The organism is Plastoroseomonas arctica, assembly GCF_018128965.1.
Taxonomy (GTDB): domain Bacteria; phylum Pseudomonadota; class Alphaproteobacteria; order Acetobacterales; family Acetobacteraceae; genus Plastoroseomonas; species Plastoroseomonas arctica.
The window spans coordinates 1-25545 of the sequence record NZ_JAAEDH010000031.1; the positions used below are offsets into that span (position 1 = coordinate 1).

Annotated in this window: 23 protein-coding genes; 16 read left to right on the forward strand and 7 right to left on the reverse strand. The window is 68.5% G+C overall.

Features of this window, described 5'->3' with window-relative positions; translation table 11 throughout:
• A partial coding sequence (locus GXW79_RS19810; RefSeq protein ID WP_246504165.1) for a GcrA family cell cycle regulator occupies positions 1-227 on the reverse strand: 227 nt, incomplete at its 3' end.
• A gap of 442 nt (positions 228-669) precedes the next feature.
• Between GXW79_RS19810 and coxB the strand changes: the two genes are divergently transcribed.
• The 13 genes from coxB to GXW79_RS19875 all read left to right on the forward strand — a co-directional run bounded on the left by coxB (position 670) and on the right by GXW79_RS19875 (position 12531).
• Positions 670-1473: a cytochrome c oxidase subunit II gene (coxB, locus tag GXW79_RS19815; RefSeq protein ID WP_246504166.1), complete on the forward strand. Its 804-nt coding sequence runs from the start codon at positions 670-672 to the stop codon at positions 1471-1473.
• A gap of 28 nt (positions 1474-1501) precedes the next feature.
• Positions 1502-3100: a cytochrome c oxidase subunit I gene (gene ctaD / locus GXW79_RS19820; RefSeq protein WP_211876183.1), complete on the forward strand. Its 1599-nt coding sequence runs from the start codon at positions 1502-1504 to the stop codon at positions 3098-3100.
• A gap of 25 nt (positions 3101-3125) precedes the next feature.
• The gene (locus GXW79_RS19825) at positions 3126-4061 is read left to right on the forward strand and encodes a heme o synthase (protein WP_211876184.1); all 936 of its coding nucleotides are present in this window, start codon (positions 3126-3128) and stop codon (positions 4059-4061) included.
• Positions 4058-4201, forward strand: a complete 144-nt coding sequence (locus GXW79_RS19830) for a hypothetical protein (RefSeq protein ID WP_211876185.1) — start codon at positions 4058-4060, stop codon at positions 4199-4201. Before GXW79_RS19825 ends, GXW79_RS19830 begins: the two co-directional genes overlap by 4 nt.
• A complete protein-coding gene (locus GXW79_RS19835; protein WP_211876186.1) occupies positions 4198-4791 on the forward strand; it encodes a cytochrome c oxidase assembly protein in 594 nt (197 codons plus the stop codon). The genes GXW79_RS19830 and GXW79_RS19835 overlap by 4 nt, the downstream gene beginning before the upstream one ends.
• A 55-nt stretch (positions 4792-4846) precedes the next feature.
• Complete coding sequence (locus GXW79_RS19840; protein ID WP_211876187.1) at positions 4847-5698, forward strand: cytochrome c oxidase subunit 3; 852 nt, start codon at positions 4847-4849, stop codon at positions 5696-5698.
• On the forward strand, positions 5685-6032 hold the full coding sequence (locus tag GXW79_RS19845; protein WP_246504167.1) for a DUF983 domain-containing protein: 348 nt from the start codon (positions 5685-5687) through the stop codon (positions 6030-6032). The genes GXW79_RS19840 and GXW79_RS19845 overlap by 14 nt, the downstream gene beginning before the upstream one ends.
• A gap of 310 nt (positions 6033-6342) precedes the next feature.
• On the forward strand, positions 6343-7017 hold the full coding sequence (locus GXW79_RS19850) for an SURF1 family protein (RefSeq protein WP_211876188.1): 675 nt from the start codon (positions 6343-6345) through the stop codon (positions 7015-7017).
• A complete protein-coding gene (locus GXW79_RS19855) occupies positions 7014-8495 on the forward strand; it encodes a carboxypeptidase M32 (protein WP_211876189.1) in 1482 nt (493 codons plus the stop codon). Before GXW79_RS19850 ends, GXW79_RS19855 begins: the two co-directional genes overlap by 4 nt.
• 116 nt (positions 8496-8611) lie before the next feature.
• Complete coding sequence (locus GXW79_RS19860) at positions 8612-9520, forward strand: sulfite exporter TauE/SafE family protein (RefSeq protein WP_211876190.1); 909 nt, start codon at positions 8612-8614, stop codon at positions 9518-9520.
• Positions 9521-9813: 293 nt separating this feature from the next.
• Positions 9814-10560, forward strand: a complete 747-nt coding sequence (locus GXW79_RS19865) for a TIGR02186 family protein (RefSeq protein ID WP_211876191.1) — start codon at positions 9814-9816, stop codon at positions 10558-10560.
• A 12-nt stretch (positions 10561-10572) separates the two neighbouring features.
• A complete protein-coding gene (locus GXW79_RS19870) occupies positions 10573-11079 on the forward strand; it encodes a universal stress protein (RefSeq protein WP_211876192.1) in 507 nt (168 codons plus the stop codon).
• A 168-nt stretch (positions 11080-11247) separates the two neighbouring features.
• Complete coding sequence (locus GXW79_RS19875; protein ID WP_211876193.1) at positions 11248-12531, forward strand: DUF3422 family protein; 1284 nt, start codon at positions 11248-11250, stop codon at positions 12529-12531.
• A gap of 290 nt (positions 12532-12821) precedes the next feature.
• Here the strand turns inward: GXW79_RS19875 and GXW79_RS19880 are convergent, their stop codons facing one another.
• Positions 12822-13412, reverse strand: coding sequence for a nucleotide exchange factor GrpE (locus GXW79_RS19880; protein WP_211876194.1), 591 nt, complete (start codon positions 13410-13412; stop codon positions 12822-12824).
• A 134-nt stretch (positions 13413-13546) separates the two neighbouring features.
• On the opposite strand from GXW79_RS19880, the gene murJ reads away from it, so the two are divergent.
• Positions 13547-15073 (forward strand): murein biosynthesis integral membrane protein MurJ, encoded by a 1527-nt coding sequence (murJ, locus tag GXW79_RS19885; RefSeq protein WP_211876195.1) that lies wholly within the window; start codon positions 13547-13549, stop codon positions 15071-15073.
• A gap of 9 nt (positions 15074-15082) precedes the next feature.
• Here the strand turns inward: murJ and GXW79_RS19890 are convergent, their stop codons facing one another.
• Entirely contained in the window at positions 15083-15802 is a 720-nt protein-coding gene (locus GXW79_RS19890) for a maleate cis-trans isomerase family protein (protein WP_211876196.1), read from the reverse strand.
• 193 nt (positions 15803-15995) lie between these two features.
• Here GXW79_RS19890 and GXW79_RS19895 point away from each other — a divergent pair, with 193 nt between their 5' ends.
• Both GXW79_RS19895 and GXW79_RS19900 read left to right on the forward strand, forming a co-directional pair.
• The gene (locus tag GXW79_RS19895; RefSeq protein ID WP_211876197.1) at positions 15996-16970 is read left to right on the forward strand and encodes a tripartite tricarboxylate transporter substrate binding protein; all 975 of its coding nucleotides are present in this window, start codon (positions 15996-15998) and stop codon (positions 16968-16970) included.
• A 179-nt stretch (positions 16971-17149) separates the two neighbouring features.
• The gene (locus GXW79_RS19900; protein ID WP_211876198.1) at positions 17150-17932 is read left to right on the forward strand and encodes a class II aldolase/adducin family protein; all 783 of its coding nucleotides are present in this window, start codon (positions 17150-17152) and stop codon (positions 17930-17932) included.
• 15 nt (positions 17933-17947) lie between these two features.
• On the opposite strand, the gene gyrB is transcribed toward GXW79_RS19900, so the two are convergent.
• From gyrB to dnaN, 4 genes are all read right to left on the reverse strand, one after another.
• Entirely contained in the window at positions 17948-20386 is a 2439-nt protein-coding gene (gene gyrB / locus GXW79_RS19905; RefSeq protein WP_211876199.1) for a DNA topoisomerase (ATP-hydrolyzing) subunit B, read from the reverse strand.
• A gap of 56 nt (positions 20387-20442) precedes the next feature.
• Entirely contained in the window at positions 20443-21603 is a 1161-nt protein-coding gene (recF, locus tag GXW79_RS19910) for a DNA replication/repair protein RecF (RefSeq protein ID WP_367614981.1), read from the reverse strand.
• Positions 21604-21699: 96 nt separating this feature from the next.
• Entirely contained in the window at positions 21700-24288 is a 2589-nt protein-coding gene (locus GXW79_RS19915; protein WP_211876200.1) for a COR domain-containing protein, read from the reverse strand.
• A gap of 89 nt (positions 24289-24377) precedes the next feature.
• The gene (gene dnaN / locus GXW79_RS19920; protein ID WP_211876201.1) at positions 24378-25508 is read right to left on the reverse strand and encodes a DNA polymerase III subunit beta; all 1131 of its coding nucleotides are present in this window, start codon (positions 25506-25508) and stop codon (positions 24378-24380) included.
• Between the last annotated feature and the right edge of the window lie 37 nt (positions 25509-25545).

Here is a 25545-nt window from a genome sequence, read left to right on the forward strand (position 1 = left end):
ATGCGCAGCACCTCGCGGCGCGGCGTCGCGCGCGGCGTACGCGGGCGCTCGGCGCGCGGCTGCGCGTCGCGGCGGATGGGGCTCGGCCGGGCGGAGAGGTTCAGCCGATGCGCCTTGCCCACCACCGCATTCTTCGAGACCCCCATGCGGCGGCCGATTTCGGCGGTCGAATGCCCCTCGGCCCAAAGCGCCTGCAGGCGCTCGATCGCTTCCTGTGTCCAATCCATGATGGTCAGCCCCCTTATGTCCCCAGACACAAGATACGGTAGTCATACCGGGATGCACAACACAAGCTGTTGGAGGGGGGAGGGCAGCCAGATTTCTGTGGACAAGCCGGCGCGCAGCCTGTGCGCTACGGTTTCGCGGCATCGCTCAAGCCTCTCTTGTGCGCTGCGGCGTGACGCGACTATGGTCCGCCCGCATTGGCGGCGCGGGACGCGGATCCCGGCGCGGCGATGCGCGGAAACCAGCCGGGCGCGGTGGTTTCCGGCCGAGGAACCCCGACGCGGGGCGAAGAAATCAGGCGCGCGCCGCAGCGGCGCGCGAACGGGACACGGAATGCGTGCTTCGAAGATCTGGCGTCATGGTGCCGCCGCAGCCTGCGGTGCGGCCGGCTTTGCCGCCGCCATGCTCCTGGCGTTCCCGGGCCTTGCGCAGGAGGCGGCGCCCATGACCGGGGCGCCCACCGCCTGGGGCCTCGGACTGCAGCAGTCGGGCGGCGTCGTGAAGGACGTTATCCACGACTTCAACGAGTTGGTGCTCTACATCATCATCGCGATCGTGGTCTTCGTGGCCGGGCTGATGGGCTACATCATCTGGCGCTACCGCGAGGCGAAGAACGCCACCGCGTCGCGCACCAGCCACAACACCATCCTCGAAGTCGCCTGGACCGTGGTGCCGGTGCTGATCCTGCTGGTCATCGCCATACCGTCCTTCCGGCTGATCTACTACCAGGACCGGGTGCCGAGCGCCGACCTCACCATCAACGTGCAGGGCCGCCAGTGGTTCTGGCGCTATGCCTACCCCGAGAACGGCAACTTCACCTTCGACAGCTATCCGCTGCAGGAGGACGAGCTGCCCGCCGACCAGCGCCATTTGTACCGCCTGGCCGTCGACAATCCCCTCGTCGTGCCGATCGGCGCGAATGTACGCGTCATCACGACCGGTGCGGACGTGATCCACAGCTTCTTCGTCCCCTCGCTGGGCGTGCAGAAATACACCATCCCCGGCCGCACGCTGGAGACCTGGTTCCGCGCCGACCGCCCCGGCACCTTCTACGGCCAGTGCAACCAGATCTGCGGGACCAACCACGCGTTCATGCCGATCGCGGTGCGCGCCGTGCCGCGGGCCGAATTCGACGCCTGGGTGGCAGATGCGCGCACGCGTTTCGCCCAGGCGCCCGCGGTCGATGCGCCCGCGGCCGTTGCAGAGGCGGCGATCGACACCACCCTGATGGCGGAGGCGCGCCGCTGAGGCGGCGCCGTTGCGAGGACACAGACCCATGGACAATGCCGCCCACGCCGCCCACCACGACGAGCATCACGATCATTACCCGAGCTTCGTCCAGCGCTGGCTGTTCTCGACGAACCACAAGGATATCGGGACGCTCTACATCATCTTCTCGATCATCGCCGGCCTGATCGGCGGCGGCATCTCCGTGCTGATGCGCATGGAGCTGCAGTCGCCGGGGATGCAGATCTTCTCGTCGGGCCAGATGTGGAATGCCTGGGTCAGCGCGCACGGGCTGATCATGGTGTTCTTCGTCGTCATGCCCGCACTCATCGGCGGCTTCGGCAACTGGTTCGTGCCGCTGATGATCGGTGCGCCGGACATGGCCTTCCCCCGCCTGAACAACATCAGCTTCTGGCTGCTGGTGCCGGCCTTCCTGCTGCTCGGCGGGTCGATGTTCGTGGGCGAGGGCGCCGGTGCAGGCTGGACGATCTACCCGCCGCTGTCGGACAGCGCCTACCAGACCGGACCTGCGATGGACATGGCGCTGTTCGCGCTCCACCTCGCCGGCGCCAGCTCCATCCTGGGCGCGGCCAACTTCATCACCACCATCCTGAACATGCGCGCGCCGGGCATGACGCTGCACAAGATGCCGCTGTTCGTCTGGTCGATGCTGGTGACCGCCTTCCTGCTGCTGCTCGCGGTTCCGGTCCTCGGTGGCGCGATCACCATGCTGATCACGGACCGCAACTTCGGCACCGCCTTCTTCCGGCCGGCCGGCGGCGGCGACCCGGTGCTGTTCCAGCACCTGTTCTGGTTCTTCGGCCACCCCGAAGTCTACATCATGATCCTGCCCGGCTTCGGCATCATCAGCCACATCCTGTCGACCTTCTCGAAGAAGCCGATCTTCGGCTATCTCGGCATGGCCTACGCGATGGTCGCGATCGGCGTGGTGGGCTTCGTGGTCTGGGCGCACCACATGTTCACCTCCGGCATCGACGTGGACACGCGGGCCTACTTCATGGCCGCGACCATGGTCATCGCGGTGCCCACGGGCATCAAGATCTTCTCCTGGATCGCGACGATGTGGGGTGGGTCCATCCGGCTCGACACGCCGATGCTGTTCGCGATCGGCTTCATCTTCCTGTTCACCATGGGTGGTGTGACCGGCGTGGTCCTGGCGAATGCCGGCATCACCCAGATCCTGCACAACACCTACTACGTGGTGGCGCACTTCCACTACGTGTTGAGCCTGGGTGCCGTGTTCTCGATCTTCGCCGGCTTCTACTACTGGATCGGCAAGATGAGCGGCCACCAGTACCCGGAATTCTGGGGCAAGGTGCATTTCTGGCTGTTCTTCGCCGGTGCGAACATCACCTTCTTCCCGCAGCACTTCCTGGGCAACCAGGGCATGCCGCGCCGCTACCCGGACTACCCGGCCGCCTTCGCCGGCTGGAACATGGTCTCCTCGATCGGCAGCTACATCTCCGCCGCCTCGGTGCTCGTGTTCCTCTACGTGGTCTACCGGACCTTCGCGTCCAAGCAGAAGCTGGCGCCGAACTACTGGGGCGAGGGTGCGACCACGCTCGAGTGGCAGGTCGCGAGCCCGCCGCCCTTTCACACCTTCGAGGAACTGCCGCGCGTCCGCTGAGGCGCGTGGTTTCAGGGATCGCCGCATGAGCGACGTCGTCATCTCGCCGGCCTTGGAAGGCACTGATTCGAGCCTTTCGGAAGTGCGCGACTGGGTGACGCTGCTCAAGCCGCGCGTCATCTCCCTCGTCGTGCTGACCGGTGCGGTGGGGCTGATCGTGGCACCGGGGCATCTGCACCCGGTGCTCGCCATCACCGCCGTGCTGTGCATCGCGCTTGGCGCCGGTGCGGCCGGTGCGCTGAACATGTGGTGGGACCGCGACATCGACGCGCAGATGCGCCGCACCGCAACGCGGCCCATCCCGGCCGGGCGCATCGCGCCGGATGCCGCACTCACCTACGGCATCGTCCTGTCCCTCGCCTCGGTCGGCATCCTGGGTCTGGCCACCAACTGGGTCGCGGCCGGGGTGCTGGCGCTGTCGATCGCCTTCTACGTCGTCGTCTATACCATGTGGCTGAAGCGCCGCACGCCGCAGAACATCGTCATCGGCGGCGCGGCCGGCGCCTTCCCGCCGATCATCGGCTGGGCGGCCGTCACCGGCGACATCACCCTCGCACCGCTCATCCTCTTCGCGATCATCTTCGTCTGGACGCCGCCGCATTTCTGGGCGCTCGCGCTCTGGGCGCATGGCGACTACGCGCGGGTGAAGGTGCCGATGCTGCCCGTCACGCACGGCGCACGCGAGACCCGCCGCCAGATCCTGGTCTACACCATCGGCCTGGTGCCGCTGACCTTGCTGCCCGGCCTGTTCGGCTTCGCCGGGCCGATCTACACCGCCGCCGCTTCCCTGCTGGGCCTGGAGTTCCTGCGCCAGGCGTGGCTCGTCTGGCGCGACGCGCAGGATGCCGAGGGCCGCAGCCTGACCAACGACGCGCCGGCGAAAAAATGCTTCCGCTATTCGCTGTACTACCTGGCCGCGCTGTTCGTAGCCCTCGCCGCCGACCGCCTCATCCTCGCATGACGCCCGAGGAGCGCCCCGCCTTCGATCGTGTCGCCTTCGATCGTCGCCGCAAGAGCCGCAACTGGGCCATTCTCGGCGTGCTCGTCGCCATCGTCGTGCTGTTCTACTTCATCGCGGTCGCGCGGCTCACCCGCGGATGAGCCCCGAAGGCCGCAATCGGCGCACGCTGCTCGGCATCGGCGCCACCGTGGCGGGCATGGCCGGGCTCTCCTTCGCCGCCGTGCCGCTCTACGACGCCTTCTGCCGCGCCACCGGCTACAACGGCACCACGCAACGCGGCGGCACCATGCCGGCGTCTCCAGGCGATGCGCTGATCACCGTGCGCTTCAACGCCAACACCCAGCCGAACCTGCCCTGGCGGTTCCAGGCCGAGCAGCCATCGATGACGCTACATGTCGGCGAGGAAGGTCTCGCCTTCTACTCCGCCGTCAACGACGCCCCGACCCCGGTTACCGGCATCGCCACCTACAACGTCACCCCGGAAAAAGTCGGCCGCTACTTCCACAAGGTCGCGTGCTTCTGCTTCGATGAGCAGACGCTGGCAGCCGGCCAGCGCGCCGACATGCCGGTCGCGTTCTGGGTCGACCCGCGCATCGCCGAGGACCCCAACACGCGCGACGTGCGCGTGATCACGCTGTCCTACAGCTTCTTCCGCACCATGGCCGATGCCGAACGCGCGGGCGCGCTTGCCTCGGCCGGGCCCCACGTCGGCAGCAGAACCACCCCTTGATCCTGGCCCCCAATTCGGCGTTCATGCGCCGCGCGACGCAACTGGAGCAGACCTGATGGCCACGACCACCCTCGCCGTGGAAGCCGAAGCGGCCCCGCCGCACAAGCACCCCTACCACCTGGTGGACCCGTCCCCCTGGCCGCTGGTCGGCGCTTTCTCGGCCGGGGCGCTGGTCACCGGCATCATCCTCAACGCGCATTACGGCATCCGCTGGGTGTTCCTGGCCGGCGTCGCCGGCGTGCTGCTGACCATGTTCCTGTGGTGGAGCGACGTGGTGAAGGAAAGCCGCACGCCCGGCCTCCACACCCCCGTCGTCCGGATCGGCCTCCGCTACGGCATGATGCTGTTCATCACCTCCGAGGTGATGTTCTTCGTGGCCTTCTTCTGGGCCTATTTCCACTTCGCCCTGTATCCGGACCACGTCGCCGGCGCCGCGCGCGCGGTCTGGCCCCCGGCCGGCGTCCTCACCTTCGACCCCTTCGGCCTGCCCTTTCTCAACACGATGATCCTGCTGCTCTCGGGCTGCACCGTCACCTGGGCTCACCACGCGCTGATCGAGAACGACCGCCGCGGCATGCTCCAGGGCCTCGCACTCACCGTGGTGCTCGGCCTGCTCTTCACCTCGCTTCAGGCGATGGAATACGCCGAGGCGCCCTTCGCCTTCCACGATGGCGGCGTCTATCCCTCCACCTTCTTCCTCGCCACCGGCTTCCACGGCTTCCACGTGATCATCGGCACCATCTTCCTCGCGGTCTGCCTGTTCCGCGCCTGGAAAGGCCAGTTCACGCCTGCCCGCCACTTCGGCTTCGAGGCCGCCGCCTGGTACTGGCACTTCGTCGACGTGGTGTGGCTGTTCCTCTTCGCCTCCATCTACTGGTGGGGCGCCGGCGAGATTGCCGCGCACTGAACCCGCGCCCCTGGCGCGGGCCGCCCTGCTCGGGCGCTGCCCGCGCTGCGGCGAAGGCCGCATCTTCAACGGCCTGCTCGACATCAAACCCACTTGCGAACACTGCGGCCTCGACCTCTCCGCCCATGATGCCGGCGACGGACCCGCCGTGGCCGGCGTCTTCCTCATCGGCGCGGCCGCCGTCATCGCCGCCCTGGTCGTGGACAGCCGCTACCGCCCACCCCTCTGGGTCCACGCCCTCATCTGGCCAGCCCTGGTCCTCGGTGGAGCAGTCTTCGTGATGCGCACGGCAAAAGCCCTGCTCCTGGCCCTGCAATGGCGTCATCGGCAGTAAGGCCAGGGGGCGCTGCCCCCCTTCGACGTATACGTCGAAGCCCCGCCGGGGATCGCGCCGATCCCCGGGCCCCTGCATGTGTTGGTCCTGGGCTTGGGGAGGGCTGTGTTTCATTGAAAGTGCGCCGGGTTGGGGAGAGGGCGCGTCGAGGGAGTTGCCTTGATCGAGGGTATTCCGTGCGCCCCCTCGCCAACCCGGCTCGCCTTCGGCGAGGCTCACCCCCTCGCCAATCCCAAGAACCAACAGATGGAGGTCCAGGATCGACACGATCCTGGTGGGGTCCAGGGGCAAAGCCCCTGGCCTTCCTACCATGAGGCGATTGCTGGTCCCGGTGCTGGTGGTATTGCCGGCGTTTCTGATCCTGTTGGGATTGGGGACCTGGCAGTTGCAGCGTCTGGCGTGGAAGACGGAGTTGCTGGCGGCCATTGCGGCCGCCGAGGCGGGGCCTGCGGCGCCGCTGGGTCCGGTCGCGGTGCCGTTCACAAAGGTGGCGGCAGCGGGGCGCTTCGACCATGCGCGGGAGGTGATCCTGGGGGTTGAGTTGCGCGGCACGGTGTTGGGCACGCGGCTGTTGACGCCGTTGGTGCGCATGGATGCGGCGACGGTGCTGGTGGATCGCGGCTGGGTGCCGCTGGATGCGTCGGCGCCGATCGTGCGGCCGGAGGGCGAGGTGACAGTGACGGGCTGGGTGCGGCCGGCGGAGCCGGGCGGGTTGTTCGCCGCGACGGATGACCTGGCCGGCCGGCGTTTCTACAGTTTCGACCCTGAGAAGATCGGGCATGCGCTGGGGCTGGCGCGGGTTGCGCCGTTCGGGCTGGTCGCGCTGGGCGAAGCGGCGGCGGAGGTATTGCCGGACCCGTCACGCACGCTGCCGCGGCCGAACAACAATCACCTGGGCTATGTCGTCACCTGGTACGGCCTGGCCCTGGCGCTGCTGGTCGTCTTCGCCATCTGGGCGAGACGCCGCATGAGGGAGACACCATGACCGCCTATGCCGACCTCAAGACCCGTTTTGCCCGGATCGCAGCGCTTGGCGAGGCGTCGGGCATGCTCCATTGGGACGCGGCGGCGATGATGCCGCCCGGCGGCGCGGCGGCGCGCGGGGAACAGCTGGCGACGCTGGCCGGGCTGGGCCACGACCTGCTCACCGCGCCTGAGGTGGCGGGGCAGCTCGGCGAGGCGGAGGCGACGGGGGCGTCCGACATCGCCAACCTCGCGCTGATGCGCCGTGCCCATCTGCGCGCGACCGCGCTGCCCACGGCACTCGTGGAGGCCATGACCCGGGCCAACGCGGCCTGCGAGACGGTGTGGCGCGAGGCACGGGCGGCGTCCGATTTCGCCCGCGTGCAGCCTGCGTTGATCGAAGTGGTGCGGCTGCAGCGCGAGGCGGCCGCGGCTCTCTCCGACGCCACCGGCCTCGCCCCCTTTGACGCGCTGATGGACGGCTTCCAGCCCGGCATCCTCGCCGCCGATGTGGAGCCGGTCTTCGCCGCCTACGAGGTCTTCCTCGCCGATGCGCTGCCGCGTGCCGAGGCGATCCAGGCCGCCCGCCCCGCCCCCATCCCGCCGCAGGGGCCCTTCGCCATCGCGGCCCAGCGCGCGCTGTGCCGTTCGCTCGCGGCGCGCGCGGGGCTGGATTTCGACCACGCCCGGCTCGACGAAAGCACCCATCCCTTCTGCGGCGGCACGCCCACCGACGTGCGCATCACGACGCGGTATCGGGAGGATGACTTCGCGCAATCCCTCCTCGGCGTGCTGCACGAGACGGGGCACGCCCTGTATGAGCGCGGGCTGCCGGCGCACCTGGCGCGCCAGCCCGTCGGCGAGGCCGCCGGCATGGCGACGCATGAATCGCAAAGCCTGATCGTCGAGATGCAGGCCTGCCGGTCCGACAGTTTCCTGCGTTTCCTCGGCCCGCTGCTGCACGAGACCTTCGGCGGCGACTCCGCCCCCTACGCCCCCGAAAACCTCGCCCGCCTCTGGCGCCGCGTGTCGCGAGGCTTCATCCGCGTCGATGCCGACGAGCTAACCTACCCCGCCCACGTCATCCTCCGCTTCCGCCTCGAGCGCGCGCTGATCGCTGGCGACTTGGCCGTGGCCGACCTGCCCGGCGCCTGGAACGAGGCCATCCATGCGATGCTCGGCATCACGCCGCCGGACGATGCGCGCGGCTGCCTGCAGGACATCCACTGGTACGACGGCGCCTTCGGCTACTTTCCCAGCTACACCCTGGGCGCGATGGCCGCCGCCCAACTCATGCGCGCCGCCCGCAACGCCTCGCCCACGCTGGACCGCTCGCTCGCGCAAGGCGACATGGCACCGCTGATCGGATGGCTGCGCGGCAACATCCACAGCCAGGGCAGCCGCTTCGGCTTCCAGGACCTGCTGCGCAACGCGACCGGCAAGCCCCTCGACCCGGCCGACTACACGGCGCACCTGACGGAGCGCTACCTCACGGCTTGATCACCGGCCGGCATGTGAAAAATGGTGACAGATCGTCCATGTCGGGTTGCGCCACACAACAGGCGGGTTCAAACCGTTTCTGATGCGTGCGTAACACCCCGAGCCGGGACCTTGCGATGCAGGTCTACCTGCCGATCGCCGAAATGTCTGTCGATGCCCTGCTCCTGCTCGGCATGGGCTTCGGCGTGGGCTGGCTCTCGGGCATGTTCGGCGTCGGGGGCGGGTTCCTCCTCACGCCGCTGCTGATCCTGATCGGCATCCCCGCACCCGTCGCGGTCGCCTCGGGCGCCAACCAGACGCTGGGCGCCTCCGTCTCCGGCCTCATCGCGCAGTGGCGGCGCGGCACGGTGGACCCGGTCATGGGCGGGGTGCTGCTGGCCGGCGGCCTCGCCGGCTCCATCGCCGGGGTCCAGCTCTTCGCGCTGCTGCGTCGCGCCGGACAGGTCGACCTGGCGGTCTCCCTCTTCTACGTCGTCGTGCTCGGCACCGTCGGCGCCCTGATGGTGCGCGAGAGCCTGCGCGCCATCCTGCGCCGCCGCGGCGGCGTCGCGGCGAAACCCAATGAACACACCTGGCTGCACGGCCTGCCGCTGAAGATGCGCTTCCGCAAGTCGCGCCTCTACATCTCCGCCATCCCGCCCCTGGTGGTGGGCTTCGGCATCGGCGTGCTCTCGGCCATCATGGGCGTGGGCGGCGGCTTCATGCTGGTGCCGGCCATGATCTACCTGCTCGGCATCCCCACCGCTGTCGTCATCGGAACATCCCTGTTCCAGGTCGTCTTCGTGGCCGCCAACGTCACCCTGCTGCAAGCCTGGCAAGTCGGCAGCGTCGATATCGTGCTGACCATGATGCTCCTCGCCGGCGGTGTCGCCGGCGCGCAGTTCGGCGCCTCCATGGGCGCGAAACTCCGCGGCGAAGAAACCCGCGCCCTGCTCGGACTGCTCGTGCTCAGCGTGGCGGTGGCCCTGCTGGTGGACCTGATCCACACGCCGAGCTCGCTGTTCGCGATCGGGCCGATGCCGTGAAGGAGCAAGAAAGGTTGGAGGCTCCGCCTCCAAACCTCCGCCGGGGATCGTGTCGATCCCCGGACCCCTCCCTTTGTTGGTCCTGGGTCTGGGAAGGGGTGTGCTTGCTTGAAGGGGGCGGGTTGGGGAGGGGGCGCGTCAAGGGCGTTACCTTCGCCACACGCGCCTCCATGCGACCCCTCCCCAACCCGCCTCGCCTCCGGCGAGCCTCAACCCCCTCCCAATCCCAAGAACCAACAGAGGGAGGTCCAGGATCGACACGATCCTGGTGGGGGTTTGGGGGCAAAGCCCCCATGCTTGCCTGCTTCCTCCTACTGGCCATCGCCCCCGCCCGCGCCCAGCTGGTGGACACGGCCCGGCCCAACCTGGCGGCGCAGATTTCCACGCGGATCGTCGAGGTCACAACGGGGTTTACCGGTGCGGAGATTTTGGTGTTCGGCGCTGCCGAGCGGCCTCTGGGGGGCGAGGCGGGCGACCAGGTTCTGGTCACGGTGCGGGGCCCGCGCACGCCGCAGGTGGTGCGGCGTCGGGTGGAATTTTTTGGCATCTGGGTGAACGGGCCCTCGGCGCGGTTTCTCGATGTGCCGGGTTTCTACGCGATCGCCGGCACGCGGCCTGTGTGGGAGGTGTTGCCGGAGGAGGCGCGGGCGGAGGGGATGCTGGGGCTCGACACCTTGCCGCTGGCCGCGCGCGGGGCGCAGGAGCCCTCGTTCCGGGCGGCGTTGCTGGCGTTGAAGCAGGCGGATGGGCGGTGGCAGGAGCATGCGGTGCCGGTGGAGGTGAGTGGGGGGCGGCTGTTTCTCGCGCGGATTCCGCTGCCGGCGACGGTGCCCACGGGGCCTTATCTGGTGGAGGTGCTGCTGGTGCGGGAACGGCGCGTGGTGGCGCAGCAGACGCTGAACCTGGAGGTCCGGCGGGTAGGCACCGCGGCCTGGATTTCCGCCGTCGCGCGGCAGGCGCCGCTGCTCTACGGTGTCGCGTGTATACTGCTGGCCTCGCTCGCGGGCTGGCTCGGCAGCGTCCTGTTCCGGCGCTCGTGACGGAGGGTCTTCATGCCCGATGCGGAAGAGGCGGCGGCCGCCGCCAGCAAGGCCAAGCGCGACCGAGTGTTCCTGGTGGTGGTGGATGACAGCCCGGAGCGTTCGGTGGCCCTGCGCTACGCCTGCCTGCGCGCGCGCAAGGGCGGCGGCCGCGTGGCGCTGCTGCGCGTGATCGAGCCGCAGACCATCATCGAATGGGCCGGGGTGGGCGCGATGATGGCCGAGGAAGCGCGCGAGGCGGCGGAGAAGCTGCTCTCGGGCCTGGCGGTCGAGGTCCGCGAGATCACCGGTGGTCTGCCTGTCCTGCTGATCCGCGAAGGTGACCCGCGCGAGCAGCTGCTCGCACTGCTCGAGGAGGAGGAGCGAATTTCCATCCTCGTGCTCGCGGCCTCTGCCAGCGGGTCGGGCCCCGGTCCGCTGATCACCGCGCTGACCGGCCGCTACGCGACGCGGATGCGCGTGCCGATGACCATCGTGCCGGGCAATCTCGGCGAGGCGGAACTCGAACGGGTGACGTAAGACATTGCCCTCAAGCGCCGGGCGCCGCTTCCGGCGGCTTGGCTCGCCGGACTGCTGGCGTTCGCCCATTCGGAGTCGCGGCCCGCGGGCGCGCCGGAGGTCTCGCCGCCCTGAATTTTCCACGCGACCATGGTCATTCTTTCAAGCAACCTGTGGCACACTCCCGCCATGCCACCCTTTCCCCTGCACCCGCAGCGCGATCGCCTCGTCGGCGAGTTGCACGCCCGCCCGCTGGCCCCGCTCGCCACGCCCGCAACGCTGTCCCGCCTCGCCATGCTCGTGGCACCCGGCGCCGACCGCGCCGCGGACATCGCTCATCTCGCCGCGCTCTGCCGGCTCTACGGCGTCAATGAGCCGGCCGCCGAAGCCATCCACTTCACCGCCGATTTCGGCGCCTTCCAGCTGCGCTACGAGCGCCACACCGAGTTCACCGGCTGGACCTTCCTCAAGCCACTGCCGACGCCGCCCGCCGGCCAGGACCCGTTCGACGACACCGCGATCGACGCCCTGCCCCGAGACTGGCTCGCCGCCCTGCCCGGCCAGGCGATCGCCGCCTTCCACATCGCACTGATCCCCGAGCCCGCCGATGAGGAGCCGCGCTTCGCCGGACTGCCCGCAGAAGGCCTCGTCGCCAGCACCCTCGCCGGCGGCGCCGGCCTGGTCGGCACCGACTTCCGCATCCACCCCGACGGCTTCGCCCGCTTCCTGGTGCTGGACGGCGGCCTGGGCGCCGCCCGGGCCGGCCGCATCGCGCAGACCCTGTGGGAAATCGAGACCTACCGGATGATGGCGCTGCTCGCCCTGCCCATCGCGCGCGGCGCCGCGCCACAACTCTCCGAAGCCTCCGAACGCCTCTCGGCCCTCGCCTCCCGCGCCCGGGGCTCCGGCGGGCTCGAGCATGACCGCGCCGCACTCGCCGAACTCTCGGACCTCGCAACCGGCATCGAGACCATGGCCGCCACGACGGCAGAGCGATTCTCCGCCGCCGAAGCCTATCGCACCCTGGTCGCCCAGCGCCTGGACGCGCTTGCCGAAGTGCCGATCCCCGGCCTGCCCACCTTGCGCGAATTCCTCGGCCGCCGCCTGGACCCGGCCATCGCCACGGTGGCCGCAACCGGCACCCGGATCGCCCGCCTCTCTGTCCGTTGCGCCCGCGCCGTGGACCTGCTCCGCGCCCGCGTCGCCGTCGCCCAGGAAGCCCAGACCCAGACTCTGCTCGCCGCCATGGCCGAAACCGGACGCGCCCAGCTGCGCCTGCAGGAAACCGTCGAAGGCCTCTCCGTCGCCGGCATCAGCTACTACCTGGTCTCCCTGGCGAGCTACACCCTCAAGCCACTGCAAAGCACCCAACCCCACCTGCCCGTCGAAGGCGCGCTGAGCCTGATGGTGCCCCTTGTGGCGGCTGCGGTGTGGCTGTGGATGCGACGCCGCCAACGACGCAGCGCGGTGTAGAAAGCAAGGCGGGGGGCTCCGCCCCCTCGACCCCCGCCAGGAGCCTGTGGCCCCTGGACCCCCATTAGTTGGTCCTGGGTGGGGGAGGGGCGTGCTTGCTTGAATGAGCTTGGTTGGGGAGGGGGCGCGAGGCGTACCAGCGCCGCGGGGACTCGTGCGATGCGCCCCCTCCCCAACCAAGCACGCCTCCGGCGAGGCTCAACCCCTCACCAATCCAAGAACCAACAGATGGAGGTCGAGGATCGACACGATCCTCGCGGCGTCCAGGGGCAGAGCCCCTGGCCTTCCCTTCAGACCGCCTTGTCGATGCTCGCGCTCGCGACCACGACCATGGCCGGCTTCAGCAGGCGGCCGTTCAGGGTCCAGGCGGGGGTCCAGGCTTGCAGCACCGTGCCGGCGGCCACGCCTTCGGGGGCGGGTTGTTCGCTCATCGCCTGGTGGAGTTCCGGGTCGAAGGGTTTACCGGTGGCGTCTTGTTTGGCGATGCCGTGGCGTTCGAGCATTGCCGCGAAGGCGCGTTCGAGGCTTTCAAACCCGCCTCGGAGTTTTGAGAAGAGTTCGGGTTCACTGTCGGTCGCGGCGGGGATGGCCGCGACGCCGCGGTGCAGGTTGTCGGCTTGTTCGACGACGTCGCGCGCGAAGCGTTGGACGGCGAAGTTCCGCGCGTCCTGCACTTCGCGTTGGGTGCGGGCGCGGAGGTTCTGCATCTCCGCCTCGGCGCGCAGCCATTTGTCGCGCATGTTCGCGACTTCGGCTTCCAGCGCCGCGATGGAGTCCTCGGCGGTCGGCTGGGCGGCTTCGGCGTCGTTCATGGCCAGGGGCTCGCTCTCAGCGGGGGTGGCCTCGGCGGCCGGGGGGGTGGGGGTGTTCTGCTCGCTCATGCTTCGCATCGTGGTGGGGGTGGCAGCGGGCGGGCCGCTTCGCGCCTTCAACTAGGCGCTGGCTGGCCTTGCGGCAACCCGGTGTGCCGCTGCAGGCGGATTTCGCGCCGTCGCGAAGCGGGCTATGGGGGGCGATGTTTCGATCCGTCATGACGGTTGGCGGCTGGACGATGGCCAGCCGGCTCCTGGGTTTTGCGCGCGACATGCTGATTGCGTCGCGGCTTGGCGCGGGGCCGATCGCGGATGCCTTCTTCGTGGCGTTGCGGCTGCCCAACCTGATGCGCCGCCTGTTTGGCGAGGGCGCGTTCAACGCGGCCTTCATCCCTGCTTTCTCGGGGTTGCTGGTGACCGAGGGGCGTGCGGCGGCGCAGGAGCTGGCCGAGCGGCTGGCGCTGCTGATGTCGCTGTGGCTGACGAGTCTCGCGATCCTGGGCATCATATTCATGCCGCAGGTGATTTCGGCGATCGCGCCGGGCTTTTCCCGAGACCCGGAAAAATTCGCCCTCGCCGTCGAGATGACGCGGATCATTTTTCCGTACCTCGTCTTCATCTGCCTCGCAGCACTTGTCTCGGGCGTGCTGAACGCGCTGGACCGCTTCGCGGCGGCCGCGGCGGCGCCGATCCTGTTCAACCTGGTCTCGATGGCGGCGCTGATCGGCCTCACGCCCTACGTCGCGACAGCGGGGCATGCGCTGTCCTGGGGCGTGATGGTCTCGGGCATCGCGCAGCTGGCCTGGGTGTGGTTCGCGGCGCGCCAGGCGGGCATGGCGCTCAACCTGATCCGGCGCCCGCGGCTGACGCCCGCGGTGGGCCTGGTGCTGCGGCGGATGGTGCCGGGGATGCTCGGCGCGGGGGTGACGCAGATCAACCTCGCGATGGACACGGTGATCGCGAGCTTCCTGGTCTCGGGGTCGGTGTCCTACCTCTACTATGCCGACCGCATCGCGCAGTTGCCGCTCGGCGTGATCGGCGCGGCGGTGGGGACGGCGCTGCTGCCGCTGCTGTCGCGCCAGCTGCGCGCGGGGCAGCCGCTTGCGGCGCACCGGTCGATGAACCGCGCCATCGAGCTCGCCATGCTGCTGACGCTGCCCTGCGCGGTGGGCCTGGCGGTCGCGGCGGGCCCCATCGTGTCGGCGCTGTTCGAGCGCGGCGCCTTCGTGGCCGAGGCGAGCGCCGCCACCGCCGCCGCGGTGCTGGCCTATGCCTGCGGGCTGCCGGCTTTCGTGCTGATCAAGATCCTCGCACCCGCCTTCTTCGCGCGCGGCGACACGCGCACGCCGGTACGCATCGGGCTTGCGACGGTGGCGCTGAACATCGCGCTGAACCTCGCGCTGATGGGGCCCTTCGCGCATGTCGGCGTGGCGATGGCGAACACCATCTCCGCCTGGTGCAACGCCGGCACCCTCGCGCTCGTGCTCAGCCGGCGCGGACACCTGCGGCTGGACCGGCGCTCCCGCGGACGCCTGCCACGCATCGCACTGGCCTGCGTGGCGATGGGCGCGACCGTCGCCGGGCTGATGGCCATCCTCACCCTGCACGGCGCGCTGCTGGCCGCCGCGCTGATCCTCGCCGGTGCTGCGGCCTATGGCGGCATGGCCGTCGCGCTGGGCGCGGTCAGGCCGCGCGAGACGCTGGCCATGCTGCGCCGGCCGCGCGCGTAGCAAGTCGGGTCAGGCGAAGAGCCGTCCGTAACCCGGCTGCGCGTGCCGCACCCCGGCCACCTGCAGCGCATGCCACATCATGGCCGAGGAGGCCGAGATGACCGGCTTGCCGAGATCATCCTCCAGCATCTGCAGCACGCCGATGGTCGGCATGCCGGTGCCGCTGAGGAACACCGCATCCGCATCGGGGCGGTCCACGGCGCGCGCGATCTCGTAGGCGCGTGCCTCGCTCTCCTCGTAGATGTTGCGGACATTCTCAAGGGCGCCGTGGCTGACCACCGCGATGCCATGCGCTTCGAGGTGCCGCTTGCCTTGCTCCGTCGTCGCTTCCGAATAGGGCGTGCCGTAGGCGATGCGCGTGCAGCCCAGGGAAGCGAGTGCGGCCAGCGTGGCGCCGAAGGCGGTGATGAAGCGGGTGCCCGACAGCGCCTCCATCTCGGCCACGAGTGCGGCCTCGCGCGCCTGGCCCAGCGTGTAGCTGGTTGCCGTGTGCGCCAGCACGATCACCCTTGGTGAGAGCATCGCCAGCAGCTTCACCGCGTCGGGCACGCTCGCTGCCTGGGTCAGGTTGCGCGCCTCCTGCCCGTCATGGGTGCCGGCGGGGCCCGATGCGCTGAGCCGCGTGACATGCACCGACACGCCCGGCGGGCAGAGCGCCTGCATCTCCGGCTCCACCGTGGGATTGCCGGGTGCGACCAGGAACCCGAGCCGCGCGCGCCAACCCTTCATCGGGCCATCCTCTTCCATCGCATGGCGCCACGCGATCCGTGGCGCCGGAAGCGGGCAGCATAGAGGCTTTCCGCGAGGCGCGCCCGGGCACTTGACCCCTCGTCCCCGGGGTCAGCACTGTCGCGCCATGCAATGACCGGAACGGCGACCGCCCGCGCGCGGCGCGCTTCGGCAACCGAGGTGGGATCCATCCATGGCGCCAGCGTGCCACATCGCCCGAACTCACCATGCCATCCTGGGCGCGGCCCTTGGCCTGGCGCTCGCCTGCGCGGGACCGGCGGGTGCCGAGGAATGGCCCACGCGCCCGATCCAGCTGGTGAACCCCTACCCCGCCGGCAGCGTGACAGACCTGCTCGCGCGCGCCCTGGCACCCGGGCTGTCGGCCCGGCTCGGCCAGCCGGTGGTGGTCGTGAACCGCGACGGCGCGGGGGGCAGCGTCGGCATCGCCGCCGTGTCCCGAGCCGCGCCGGACGGCTATACGCTCGCCTTCTCGGCGACCACGCCGCTGATCGTCTCGCCGATGATGCGGGCCGATACCGGCTACACCGCAGCCTCGCTCGACGGCATCTGCCAGACCTATGACCACGCCTTCGCGCTGGTCGTCGCGCCGGGCTCGCCGCTGCACAGCCTCGCGGATCTGGGCCCCGAGGCCCGCCGCCGCGGCGGCCTTCAGTACGGCCATCTCGGCGTGGGTTCGATCCAGCATCTCGCCGGCGCGTCGCTCGCCCAGGCGGCGGGCGTCGCGCTGGAACCGGTCGCCTACCGCGGCGATGCGGCCGTCGTGCTCGATGTCCAGGCCGGGCGGATCGATCTCGGCATCACCGTCGCGGCATTCGTCGTGGGCCAGCCCGTCCGCGTGATCTCGATCCTGGCCGAGCAGCGCTCGCCCGGCTTCCCGGACGTCCCGACCGCGCGCGAGGCCGGGTATGACGTGTCGGTAGCGAGCTATGGCGGCGTGCTGGCGCCGGCGGGCCTGCCGGCGACAGTGCGCGCGCGGCTCGAAGCCGCATGCCAGGCGGCCGCCGGCGACGAGACCTATGGGGCGATGGCGCGGCGCACCTTGCAGCCGGAGCGCTACTATCTCGGCACCACCGCCTTCTCCGCGCGCATGGCGGGCGACCTGCGGGAGAAGGAGGCGCTGTTGCGACGCATGGACCTCGCGCGCTGAGATTTCGGCGCGGGGCCCGTCGTGTTCGGGCCACGCGCGCTCATGGGCCTTGTCCCGTGGCGGGAGCAGCACCTAACCTCCAGCGACAGGCCTCGCCCTGGCCGCTTGCCGACCGGGCATGACGGCCGACACTTCGCCGTGCCGACCACCATCACCCCACCGCTGAAGGAAACCGGCCCATGCCGCTCGAGAACCACACGGCCCCCGACATCGCACTCGCCGACGCCCGCCACCAGGCGCGCGTCGACCTGGCCGCGGCCCATCGCCTCGCCGTGCGCGACGGCTTCCACGAGGGCATCTTCAACCACTTCACCCTGCGCGTGCCCGGCACCAATGATCGCTACTACCAGATCCCCTTCGGCCTTCACTGGAGCGAGGTGAACGCCTCCTGCTTCATGGAAGTCGGCTATGACGGGGAGGTCCTTGCGGGCGAGGGCATGGTCGAGCGCTCCGCCTATTGCATCCACGCGCCGATGCACCGGCTGCTCGACGCTGCGGCGGCGGTGTTCCACACCCACATGCCCTACACCAGCGCTCTCGCGCGCCTCGAGGACCCGCAGATCCTGCCGATCGGCCAGACCGAGCTCGGCACCATGATGCGCACCGCCTATGACGCGACCTATACCGGCCCCGCCTTCGACCCCGCCGAGGGCGAGCGCCTGGCCGGCATCATCGGCGACAAGACCGTGCTGATCATGGCGAACCACGGCGTGGCCACGGTCGGCAAGACGGTGGCCGAGGCCTATGACCGGCTCTACTACATGGAGCGCGTGGCGCAGGTGCAGCTCTATGCGATGTGGACCAAACGCCCGCTCAAGCGCCTGCCGGAGGAGGTCGTGGACCACACGATCAACACCTATCGCGGCAACGCCACCAAGTACGGCGACCGCGCCAACGCCGAATGGCATTTCGATGCGCTGAAGCGGATCCTCGACCGCAAGGAGCCCGACTACAAGGATTGAGGGCCGGCGCGAGCCTCACACGTCGAGGTTCGCGACCTTCAGGGCGTTGCCCACGATGAAGTCGCGGCGTGGTTCCACCACGTCGCCCATGAGCGTGGAGAACACCGTCTCCGCGTCCTCCACATCATCCACGCGCACCTTCAGCAGGGTGCGGATCGCGGGGTCGAGCGTGGTCTTCCACAGCTGCTCGGGGTTCATCTCACCCAGGCCCTTGAAGCGCTGGATGGTGAGGCCTTTGCGCCCTTGCGCCAGGATGCGGTCATAGGCGCCGAGCGGGCCGTTCACGGCAGCCGCGTTGCCGTCGATGACCATGCGGGTGCCTTCGGCGAAATCGCGGGAAAAACGTTCCTGGCGTTCTTCGAGCCAGCGCGCCTCGGCGCTGCGGATGGCGGTGGCGTCCAGCGCGTGGCGCTCGGTCACGCCGCGCAGCGTGCGCGCGAGGATGAGGCCGTCGCCGGTGGCACTCACCACCCAGCCACGCTCATTGGCCGGCGCGAGCGCATTGAGCCGTTCAGCCAGCGCCTGAGCCGCGGCCGGGGCGCGGTTGGCGTCGGTGGTCAGCGCGCCCACGAGCGCGGCGGCTTCGATGATCTCGGTCGGCACGCGGCCGGCGAGGCGGCGGATGCGCGACTGCACCTGGCGGAGGAATTCCGCTTCCTCGCGCATGGCTTCGCCGTCCAGCACGGTGCCGTCGGCGCGTTCCATGCGGGCGCCGATCAGCGCCTTTTCCAGCAGGTAATCCTCGAGCGCGCGGTCATCCTTGAGGTAGCGCTCATCACCGCCGCGCTTTGCGCGATAGAGCGGCGGCTGCGCGATGTAGAGATGCCCGCGTTCGATGAGGGCCGGCATCTGGCGGTAGAAGAAGGTCAGCAGCAGGGTGCGGATGTGGGAGCCGTCCACGTCCGCGTCGGTCATGATGATGATGCGGTGGTAGCGCAGCTTGTCGGCCGAGAAGCCGCCGCGATCGGGCTCGTCGCGGCCGATGCCGGTGCCGAGTGCGGTGATCAGCGTGCCGATTTCGGCGCTGCCGAGCATCTTGTCGAAGCGCGCGCGCTCGACGTTCAGGATCTTGCCCTTGAGCGGCAGGATCGCCTGGAAGACGCGGTTGCGCCCCTGCTTCGCGGACCCGCCGGCGGAATCACCCTCGACGAGGAAGAGTTCGCACTTGGATGGATCGCGCTCCTGGCAATCGGCGAGCTTGCCGGGGAGCGAGGAAATATCCAGCACGCCCTTGCGCCGCGTCAGGTCGCGCGCCTTGCGCGCCGCCTCGCGCGCCATCGCCGCTTCCATGATCTTGCCGATGACGTCCTTGGCTTCCTTGGGATGCGTCTCGAACCAATGGGTGAGCGCGTCGGCACAGGCCGCCTGCACCACCGGCTGCACTTCCGACGAGACCAGCTTTTCCTTGGTCTGCGAGGAAAACTTCGGGTCCGGCACCTTCACCGACAGCACGGCGGTCAGCCCCTCGCGCATATCCTCGCCGGTGAGCGTGACCTTTTCCTTCTTCGCACGCTCATCGGCGTATTTCGCGACCACGCGCGTCAGCGCCTGGCGGAAGCCCGCGAGATGCGTGCCGCCATCGCGCTGCGGGATGTTGTTGGTGAAGCACAGCATGGTCTCGTGATAGCTGTCGTTCCAGCGCAGCGAGAGCTCCACGCGGATGCCGTGCTCGCCTTCCTTGCCATGCGCACCGACGGGCACCGCGAAGACCGGCGCCTTGCCCTTGTCGAGATATTCGACGAAGGCGGTCAGCCCGCCGGTGTAGTGGAACACCGTCTCCGTCGCATCCGCATGCCGCTCATCGCGCAGCACGATCTTCAGGCCCGAATTCAGGAACGCCAGCTCGCGCACGCGGCGTTCCAGCACGGCGATATCGAAATCCACTTTCGTGAAGGTGCCGGTGGAGGGCTTGAAGGTGACCTCGGTGCCCTTGATGTGCTCGGATGGGCCGGTCAGCGTGCACGGCACGATGGTGTCGCCATGTTCGAAGCGCAGGCGGTACTCATTGGCGTTGCGCCAGATGCGCACTTCCATCCACTCGGACAGCGCGTTCACCACCGCGGCGCCGACGCCGTGCAGACCGCCCGAGACCTTGTAGCTGTTCTGGTTGAACTTGCCGCCCGCGTGCAGCTTGGTCAGCACCACCTCGGCCGCGCTGATCCCCTCCTCGGGGTGCATGTCGACCGGGATGCCGCGCCCATCGTCGCGCACCGTGACGGACCCGTCGCCATTGAGCTGCACGAAGCAGGACGACGCAAACCCCGCCTGCGCCTCGTCCACCGCGTTGTCGATGATCTCGAACACCATGTGATGCAGGCCCGAGCCATCATCTGTGTCGCCGATATACATCCCCGGCCGCTTGCGCACGGCTTCAAGGCCACGCAGGACGGTGATGGAGGCGCTGTCATAGGCCTCGGAGGCAGCTTGGTCGGAGGCGCGCGATTCGTCGCTCATGCCAGCGGGAATCTCCAAATCGGAGGAAAGTTGGGAATCTTCACCTTATACAATGTTCAAGCAGGTTCGGGCACCCCGAAACCGGCGATCGTTTCGAGCCTGCCGGACGCCGCCGAGAAGCCTTCCGCCACGCCCTGGAGGGGGGCGAAAACGCCGACATCCGTGCCCGTGAGGAAGCTCTGCGCGGGGAGTGCGGCCAGCGCCGCGAACAGCGCCTCCCGCCGTCGCTGGTCGAGGTGCGCGGCGACCTCGTCGAGCAGCAGCAGCGGGGCGAAGCCGCGCGCCTCGGCAATGAGCGAGGCATGGGCGAGGACGGTGGCGATCAGCAACGCCTTCTGCTCGCCGGTGGAACACAGCGCGGCGGGCTGGTTCTTCTCCAGGTGCACCATCGTCATGTCGGTGCGATGCGCGCCTTCCGCTGCACCGCCCGCCGCGGCATCCCGCCGGCGCTGCTGGGCCAGGCGCGCGCGCAGCCCCTCCTCGACCGCAAGCGCGGGGCTGTCCTCCAGCGCGGCCGCGATCGGGCAGAGCAGGTCCAGGCGCGCGGCGGGGAAGGCGCCCAGCGGGCGCTGCTCGGCCAGCACGGTGTTCAGCCGCCGCGCCAGGCCGCGCCTTGCCGCGACGGCGGCGACCGCGCGGCGCGCCATCTGCTCCTCCAGCGCATCCAGCCAGCCCGGGTCGGCGCGGCCCTGGGCGAGCACCCGGTTGCGGCTTGCCATGGCGTGGTCGTGCGCCGCGACCTCGCGCGCATGGGCGGGCTCCAGCGCCCAGACCAGGCGGTCGAGGAAACGCCGGCGCCCCGAGGCCCCCTCCTGGAACAGCCGGTCCATCTGGGGCGTGAGCCACACCGCCGCGACGCGTTCGGCCAGTTCGGTCGAGGATTTCTTCGCCACGCCGTCGAGCATCCAGGCGCGGCGCTCGCCGCCGCCCTCGCTCGCCGTGCCGGTGCCGATGTCGAAGGGCCCCAGCGCCGTCTCGAAGCGCCCGGAGGCGGCCCAGGGCAGCCCGTCGCGCCCCAGCTCGCCCATCCGCGCGCCGCGCAGGCCACGCCCGGGGCCGAGCAGCGATATAGCCTCCAGCAGGTTGGTCTTGCCCACGCCGTTCTCGCCGGCGATCACCACCACGCGGCCCGAGAAACGCGCATCGAGCGCCGCATAGCTGCGGAAATCGCGCAGCATCAGGCGGGTGAGGCGAAGGGCAGGGAAAGCCATGGTCATCACGGGAGGTCCAGTGGCCGGATCGGCATTATGGACGACCGCTCGACTAGAGAAATCACGATAAGTGCCGTGATCTGCGCGACAGAGGACCGCCCGTCAAGCCGGAGGCGTCGTTCGCCTAGGTCGCTTGGGCTTCTGCTGAGGCGCTGGCGCGCTGCCCGTCTGATCCCGGCCACCTCGCAGCAGCGGCAGACGTTCAAGCAGCCCGCCGGTCATACGCTCAAGTCGCGCCTCGTTGATCGCCCCGGTCATGCGCAGGACGATTACCAGCACTAGGGCGACGCTCAGCAGGATGCCCAGCGCGAGCAGGCCAAAGCCCAATGCGCCGGCGAACTGCATCCCGGCGATGAGGATCACGGCAACTACGGCAAAAGCCAGCAGCACGAAGCCACCCATGCCCCAAACTTGCGCCACGCTGACTGGTGGCGCGACGCGCTGCGGTGGAGGATCTTCGCGTTCGAGCGGCGCAAGCTTGTCGCGATTGCTCGCCATCATTCGCTCCTCCGTGTCCACGCCTTCCAGCAGGTGGCGCACGTTGTAAGTCCGCGTCGCTCCCTCCGGTACGAAATTTAATGTAAACATGTCGCGGAGCGTCCGGAGATGCTGGTAGTCCGCAAGAACACCCGGTGCATCCGGAAGCGGCACCTTCTCCTTCACTGCGATTTGGCTGATGGTGCTGTGCAACTGCTCAAACTCGGCGCGGATGATGTCGAGCAACTCGCGCCGACCCATCACGTTCCCATCCACCGCGATGCGGATTCGTTTTTCTTCCAGATCGGCTTTCACGAGCGCACGGTTACGGTTGCGCTCGAGGACCACCCCGGTGCGCCAGTAGGTGCGCTTGGAAATCATCGCCTGCATGCGCACGATAAAGCGCGAGATAATGCTGCTCGGCAACACCTCGTACTGGTACTCGAAACGTAGTGCGCCTTCCCAATCCCCAGTGTCCGGTTCGTTTTTCGGCAGCAGGTCTGGGATCAGGTAGCGTGTCTTACGGTCGGCCGTGTCATACTGGAAGCACAGCTCGAACTTCTTCATCATTTCGATGATGAAGCCATGCTTGTCTTCAGGGTAGCGCTCTGAAGGCTTCAGTATCTCGGAGAGCTGGGCGTGGTGCAGCACGCCACCATCCATATGCGCATGCAGGACTGCATAGACGCCGTCCGTTACCCAGTCCGGCCGCAGCACACTGGTCATCATCATCTGCGGATCATCGACAAAGCTTAGAACGACACCGAGGTCATTGAGGAAGCGGAGCAGCGTCTTGCGGCGGATATCCTTCGGCATACCCGCTTCGTCGCACACCTGCTGATAGCGCTCGTAGCTGATGTAGTCGCCGCCCGGCGCCTCCAGCTTTTCCTTTACGGCAATCTCGGCGGGTAAGAAACGCTCCTGCAGGTGTTGGAGGTCGCGGATCGCCGCGCCAATCGCGGAGGTCAGTTCATCCATACCCAGGCCGGTGACGGCGGAGACGCGGTGCACGCCGAGGATGAAGGGGTATTTTTGGCGCAGACCGCGTTCGTCGAGGTCCAGCCGGTGCTGGTCGGCCTTGTTGCAGACAATCAGGGTCGGCGCGCCGGCAGCGAAATTTTGGATCAGCTTCAACCAGTATTCGAGCCGGCCGCGATGCTCATCCTCCCGCGAGTTCAGCACCACGAGGTAGAGCGTGCGCTCGGTGAGGAAGAACTGGTGGGTGGCGTGCATGATCTCCTGCCCGCCGAAATCCCAGATTCGTACTTTAACGTCGTCGGCAACTGCGCCCGGTTGCCAAGGCTCGACCCGGATGCCCTGGGTGGCGGACTCGTGCGTGTCAACCCTTTCGCCGCGTAGGTGTTTGACCAGGCTGGTCTTGCCGACCTCCCCCTGGCCGACGAGGATCATCTTTGTCTCCTTCAGCGGCACACCTGTGCTTTGGCGTCGCTGCGTGAAGTAATAGGCGATGATCTCGTTGGCCGGCGCCTTCATGATTTCCGGCGGAATGGGCAACGGGTTGCCCATCAGGCCCAGCTTCCCGAGGCGGCTACGCTGCATACTCGGCGGCAGCGCGCTGATATTATTATTTTCTAAATTAACGAATTCCAATTCAGGAAAAGTATCGAAGGTGTCTGGAAGTGCCGTCAGTTGGCAGTTGCTAGCAAAAAACGTGTCAAGCTTGGGCATGCCGGCAAATGAAAGCGGAATGGTCCCGATGGGATTGGTGGACACGACGAGCGTGTCTAGATTAGGCAGCGACTTCACGATGGACGGGAATTCCGAGAGTCCGCATGCCTGGACCCAGAGATACTCCAGTTGGCTGAGCTTCCCTAGCGATTCCGGCAACCGGATCACCTTGTTGCCCGTTAGGGAAAGGCGACGTAGGCCATGAAGATCGCCTATCCATTCGGGAAGCTCCTTCAACAGCTGCCAATCCAGATCGAGGCGTCGGAGCGAGGTCATACGGCGCAGAACCGTTGGAAGGCGCTCAAGCGGCAGGTTGTCGAGGTTCAGCGACGTCAAGCCAAAATTGGCCAACGCGTCAGGAAGATCGCTAATCGGATTGCTGTTTAGCCGCAGCTCGCTGAGCCTGATCCCGGTTAGTGCCCGAACCGGCAATTCGGTTAGACCTAGATCGGACAGGTCCAGCTTACCGCCCTCCATTGCGGCGATCCGCTGCTCGACGGTCTCCGACCTCTGGTCCTTGCTCACCAGGCTGCTCCCGGACAAGATAGGCCGGAATGTGTCTCTTCGCTCGCCTCTCCCGCAAGTAGAAACACTGCTGCAAGGCTACATAATCATCACACCCGCATCGGCATCAGCACGTAGAGCGCCTCATCCTTCGCCGCGTCCTTGACGATGGTCGGCGCGCTGCCGTCGGCGAAGTAGAACACCACCTTCTCGCCGATCTGGTCGGTGATGTCGGAGAGGTAGCGCGCCTGGAACCCGATCTCGAGCGGCGTGGCCGTATATTCCACAACGTCGCCGTCCAGCTCCTCCTGCGCCTGGCCCTGCTCGGGCGAGGCGGCGGAGAGAACCAGCAGGTTGCGATCCACCGAGAGTTTGACGGGACGCGAGCGCTCCGAGCTGATCGCGGCCACCCGCTTCACCGCATCGGAGAACGCCTTCTTGTCCACGCTCAGCACCTTGTCGTTGCCGCGCGGGATCACCCGGTCGTATTCGGGGAAGGTGCCGTCGATCAGCTTGCTCACCAGCGTGACGGTACCGATCGCGAACTTGATCTTGGTGTCGGACAGCGACAGCGCGATGTCCTCCTGCGTCTCCTCGGCGAGCTTGCGCAGCTCGTTCACCGTCTTGCGCGGGATGATCACGCCGGGCATCCCCGAAGCACCCTCCGGCAGCGGCTCCTCCACCCGGGCGAGGCGATGGCCGTCGGTCGCCACCGCGCGCAGCACCGGCGCGCCATCGACCGTGGTCGCGTGCATGTAGATGCCGTTGAGGTAGTAGCGCGTCTCCTCGGTGCTGATCGCGAATTTGGTGCGGTCGATCAGGTCGCGCAGCACGCCCGCCTTCAGCGCGAAGCTGGTCGGCAGGCGGCCCTCGGTCATGGAGGGAAAATCCTCGACCGGCAGCACGGTCAGCGAGGTCGCGAAGCGTCCGGCCCGAAGGGCGAGCGGCGCGTCGCCGCCAGGATGGTCCAGCTCCACGCGGGCGCCGTCGGGCAGGTTGCGGGTGATCTCGTACAAAGTCGCGGCGGGGGCGGTGGTGCGGCCGGCGCGGGCGACGGTCACGCCCGGGACCTCCTCCTGCACCGCGATTTCCATGTCCGTCGCGATCAGGCGGAGAACGCCCTGCTGGGTCGCCTCGATCAGGACATTGGCCAGGATGGGGATGGTGTTGCGCCGTTCCACCACGCTCTGCACATGGGCGAGCGCCTTGAGCAGAACCGCCCTGTCCACGGTGAACTTCATGGTCCTACCCCACCCCGTTCCGCCCCGCGCCTAGCGC

Coding starts and splice junctions, on each gene's coding strand:
- coxB (WP_246504166.1), top strand. CDS start 670: ATGACCGGGGCGCCCACCGCCTGGGGCCTCGGACTGCAGCAGTCGGGC.
- ctaD (WP_211876183.1), top strand. CDS start 1,502: ATGGACAATGCCGCCCACGCCGCCCACCACGACGAGCATCACGATCAT.
- GXW79_RS19825 (WP_211876184.1), top strand. CDS start 3,126: ATGAGCGACGTCGTCATCTCGCCGGCCTTGGAAGGCACTGATTCGAGC.
- GXW79_RS19830 (WP_211876185.1), top strand. CDS start 4,058: ATGACGCCCGAGGAGCGCCCCGCCTTCGATCGTGTCGCCTTCGATCGT.
- GXW79_RS19835 (WP_211876186.1), top strand. CDS start 4,198: ATGAGCCCCGAAGGCCGCAATCGGCGCACGCTGCTCGGCATCGGCGCC.
- GXW79_RS19840 (WP_211876187.1), top strand. CDS start 4,847: ATGGCCACGACCACCCTCGCCGTGGAAGCCGAAGCGGCCCCGCCGCAC.
- GXW79_RS19850 (WP_211876188.1), top strand. CDS start 6,343: ATGAGGCGATTGCTGGTCCCGGTGCTGGTGGTATTGCCGGCGTTTCTG.
- GXW79_RS19855 (WP_211876189.1), top strand. CDS start 7,014: ATGACCGCCTATGCCGACCTCAAGACCCGTTTTGCCCGGATCGCAGCG.
- GXW79_RS19860 (WP_211876190.1), top strand. CDS start 8,612: ATGCAGGTCTACCTGCCGATCGCCGAAATGTCTGTCGATGCCCTGCTC.
- GXW79_RS19865 (WP_211876191.1), top strand. CDS start 9,814: ATGCTTGCCTGCTTCCTCCTACTGGCCATCGCCCCCGCCCGCGCCCAG.
- GXW79_RS19870 (WP_211876192.1), top strand. CDS start 10,573: ATGCCCGATGCGGAAGAGGCGGCGGCCGCCGCCAGCAAGGCCAAGCGC.
- GXW79_RS19875 (WP_211876193.1), top strand. CDS start 11,248: ATGCCACCCTTTCCCCTGCACCCGCAGCGCGATCGCCTCGTCGGCGAG.
- GXW79_RS19880 (WP_211876194.1), bottom strand. CDS start 13,412: ATGAGCGAGCAGAACACCCCCACCCCCCCGGCCGCCGAGGCCACCCCC.
- murJ (WP_211876195.1), top strand. CDS start 13,547: ATGTTTCGATCCGTCATGACGGTTGGCGGCTGGACGATGGCCAGCCGG.
- GXW79_RS19890 (WP_211876196.1), bottom strand. CDS start 15,802: ATGAAGGGTTGGCGCGCGCGGCTCGGGTTCCTGGTCGCACCCGGCAAT.
- GXW79_RS19895 (WP_211876197.1), top strand. CDS start 15,996: ATGGCGCCAGCGTGCCACATCGCCCGAACTCACCATGCCATCCTGGGC.
- GXW79_RS19900 (WP_211876198.1), top strand. CDS start 17,150: ATGCCGCTCGAGAACCACACGGCCCCCGACATCGCACTCGCCGACGCC.
- gyrB (WP_211876199.1), bottom strand. CDS start 20,386: ATGAGCGACGAATCGCGCGCCTCCGACCAAGCTGCCTCCGAGGCCTAT.
- recF (WP_367614981.1), bottom strand. CDS start 21,603: ATGACCATGGCTTTCCCTGCCCTTCGCCTCACCCGCCTGATGCTGCGC.
- dnaN (WP_211876201.1), bottom strand. CDS start 25,508: ATGAAGTTCACCGTGGACAGGGCGGTTCTGCTCAAGGCGCTCGCCCAT.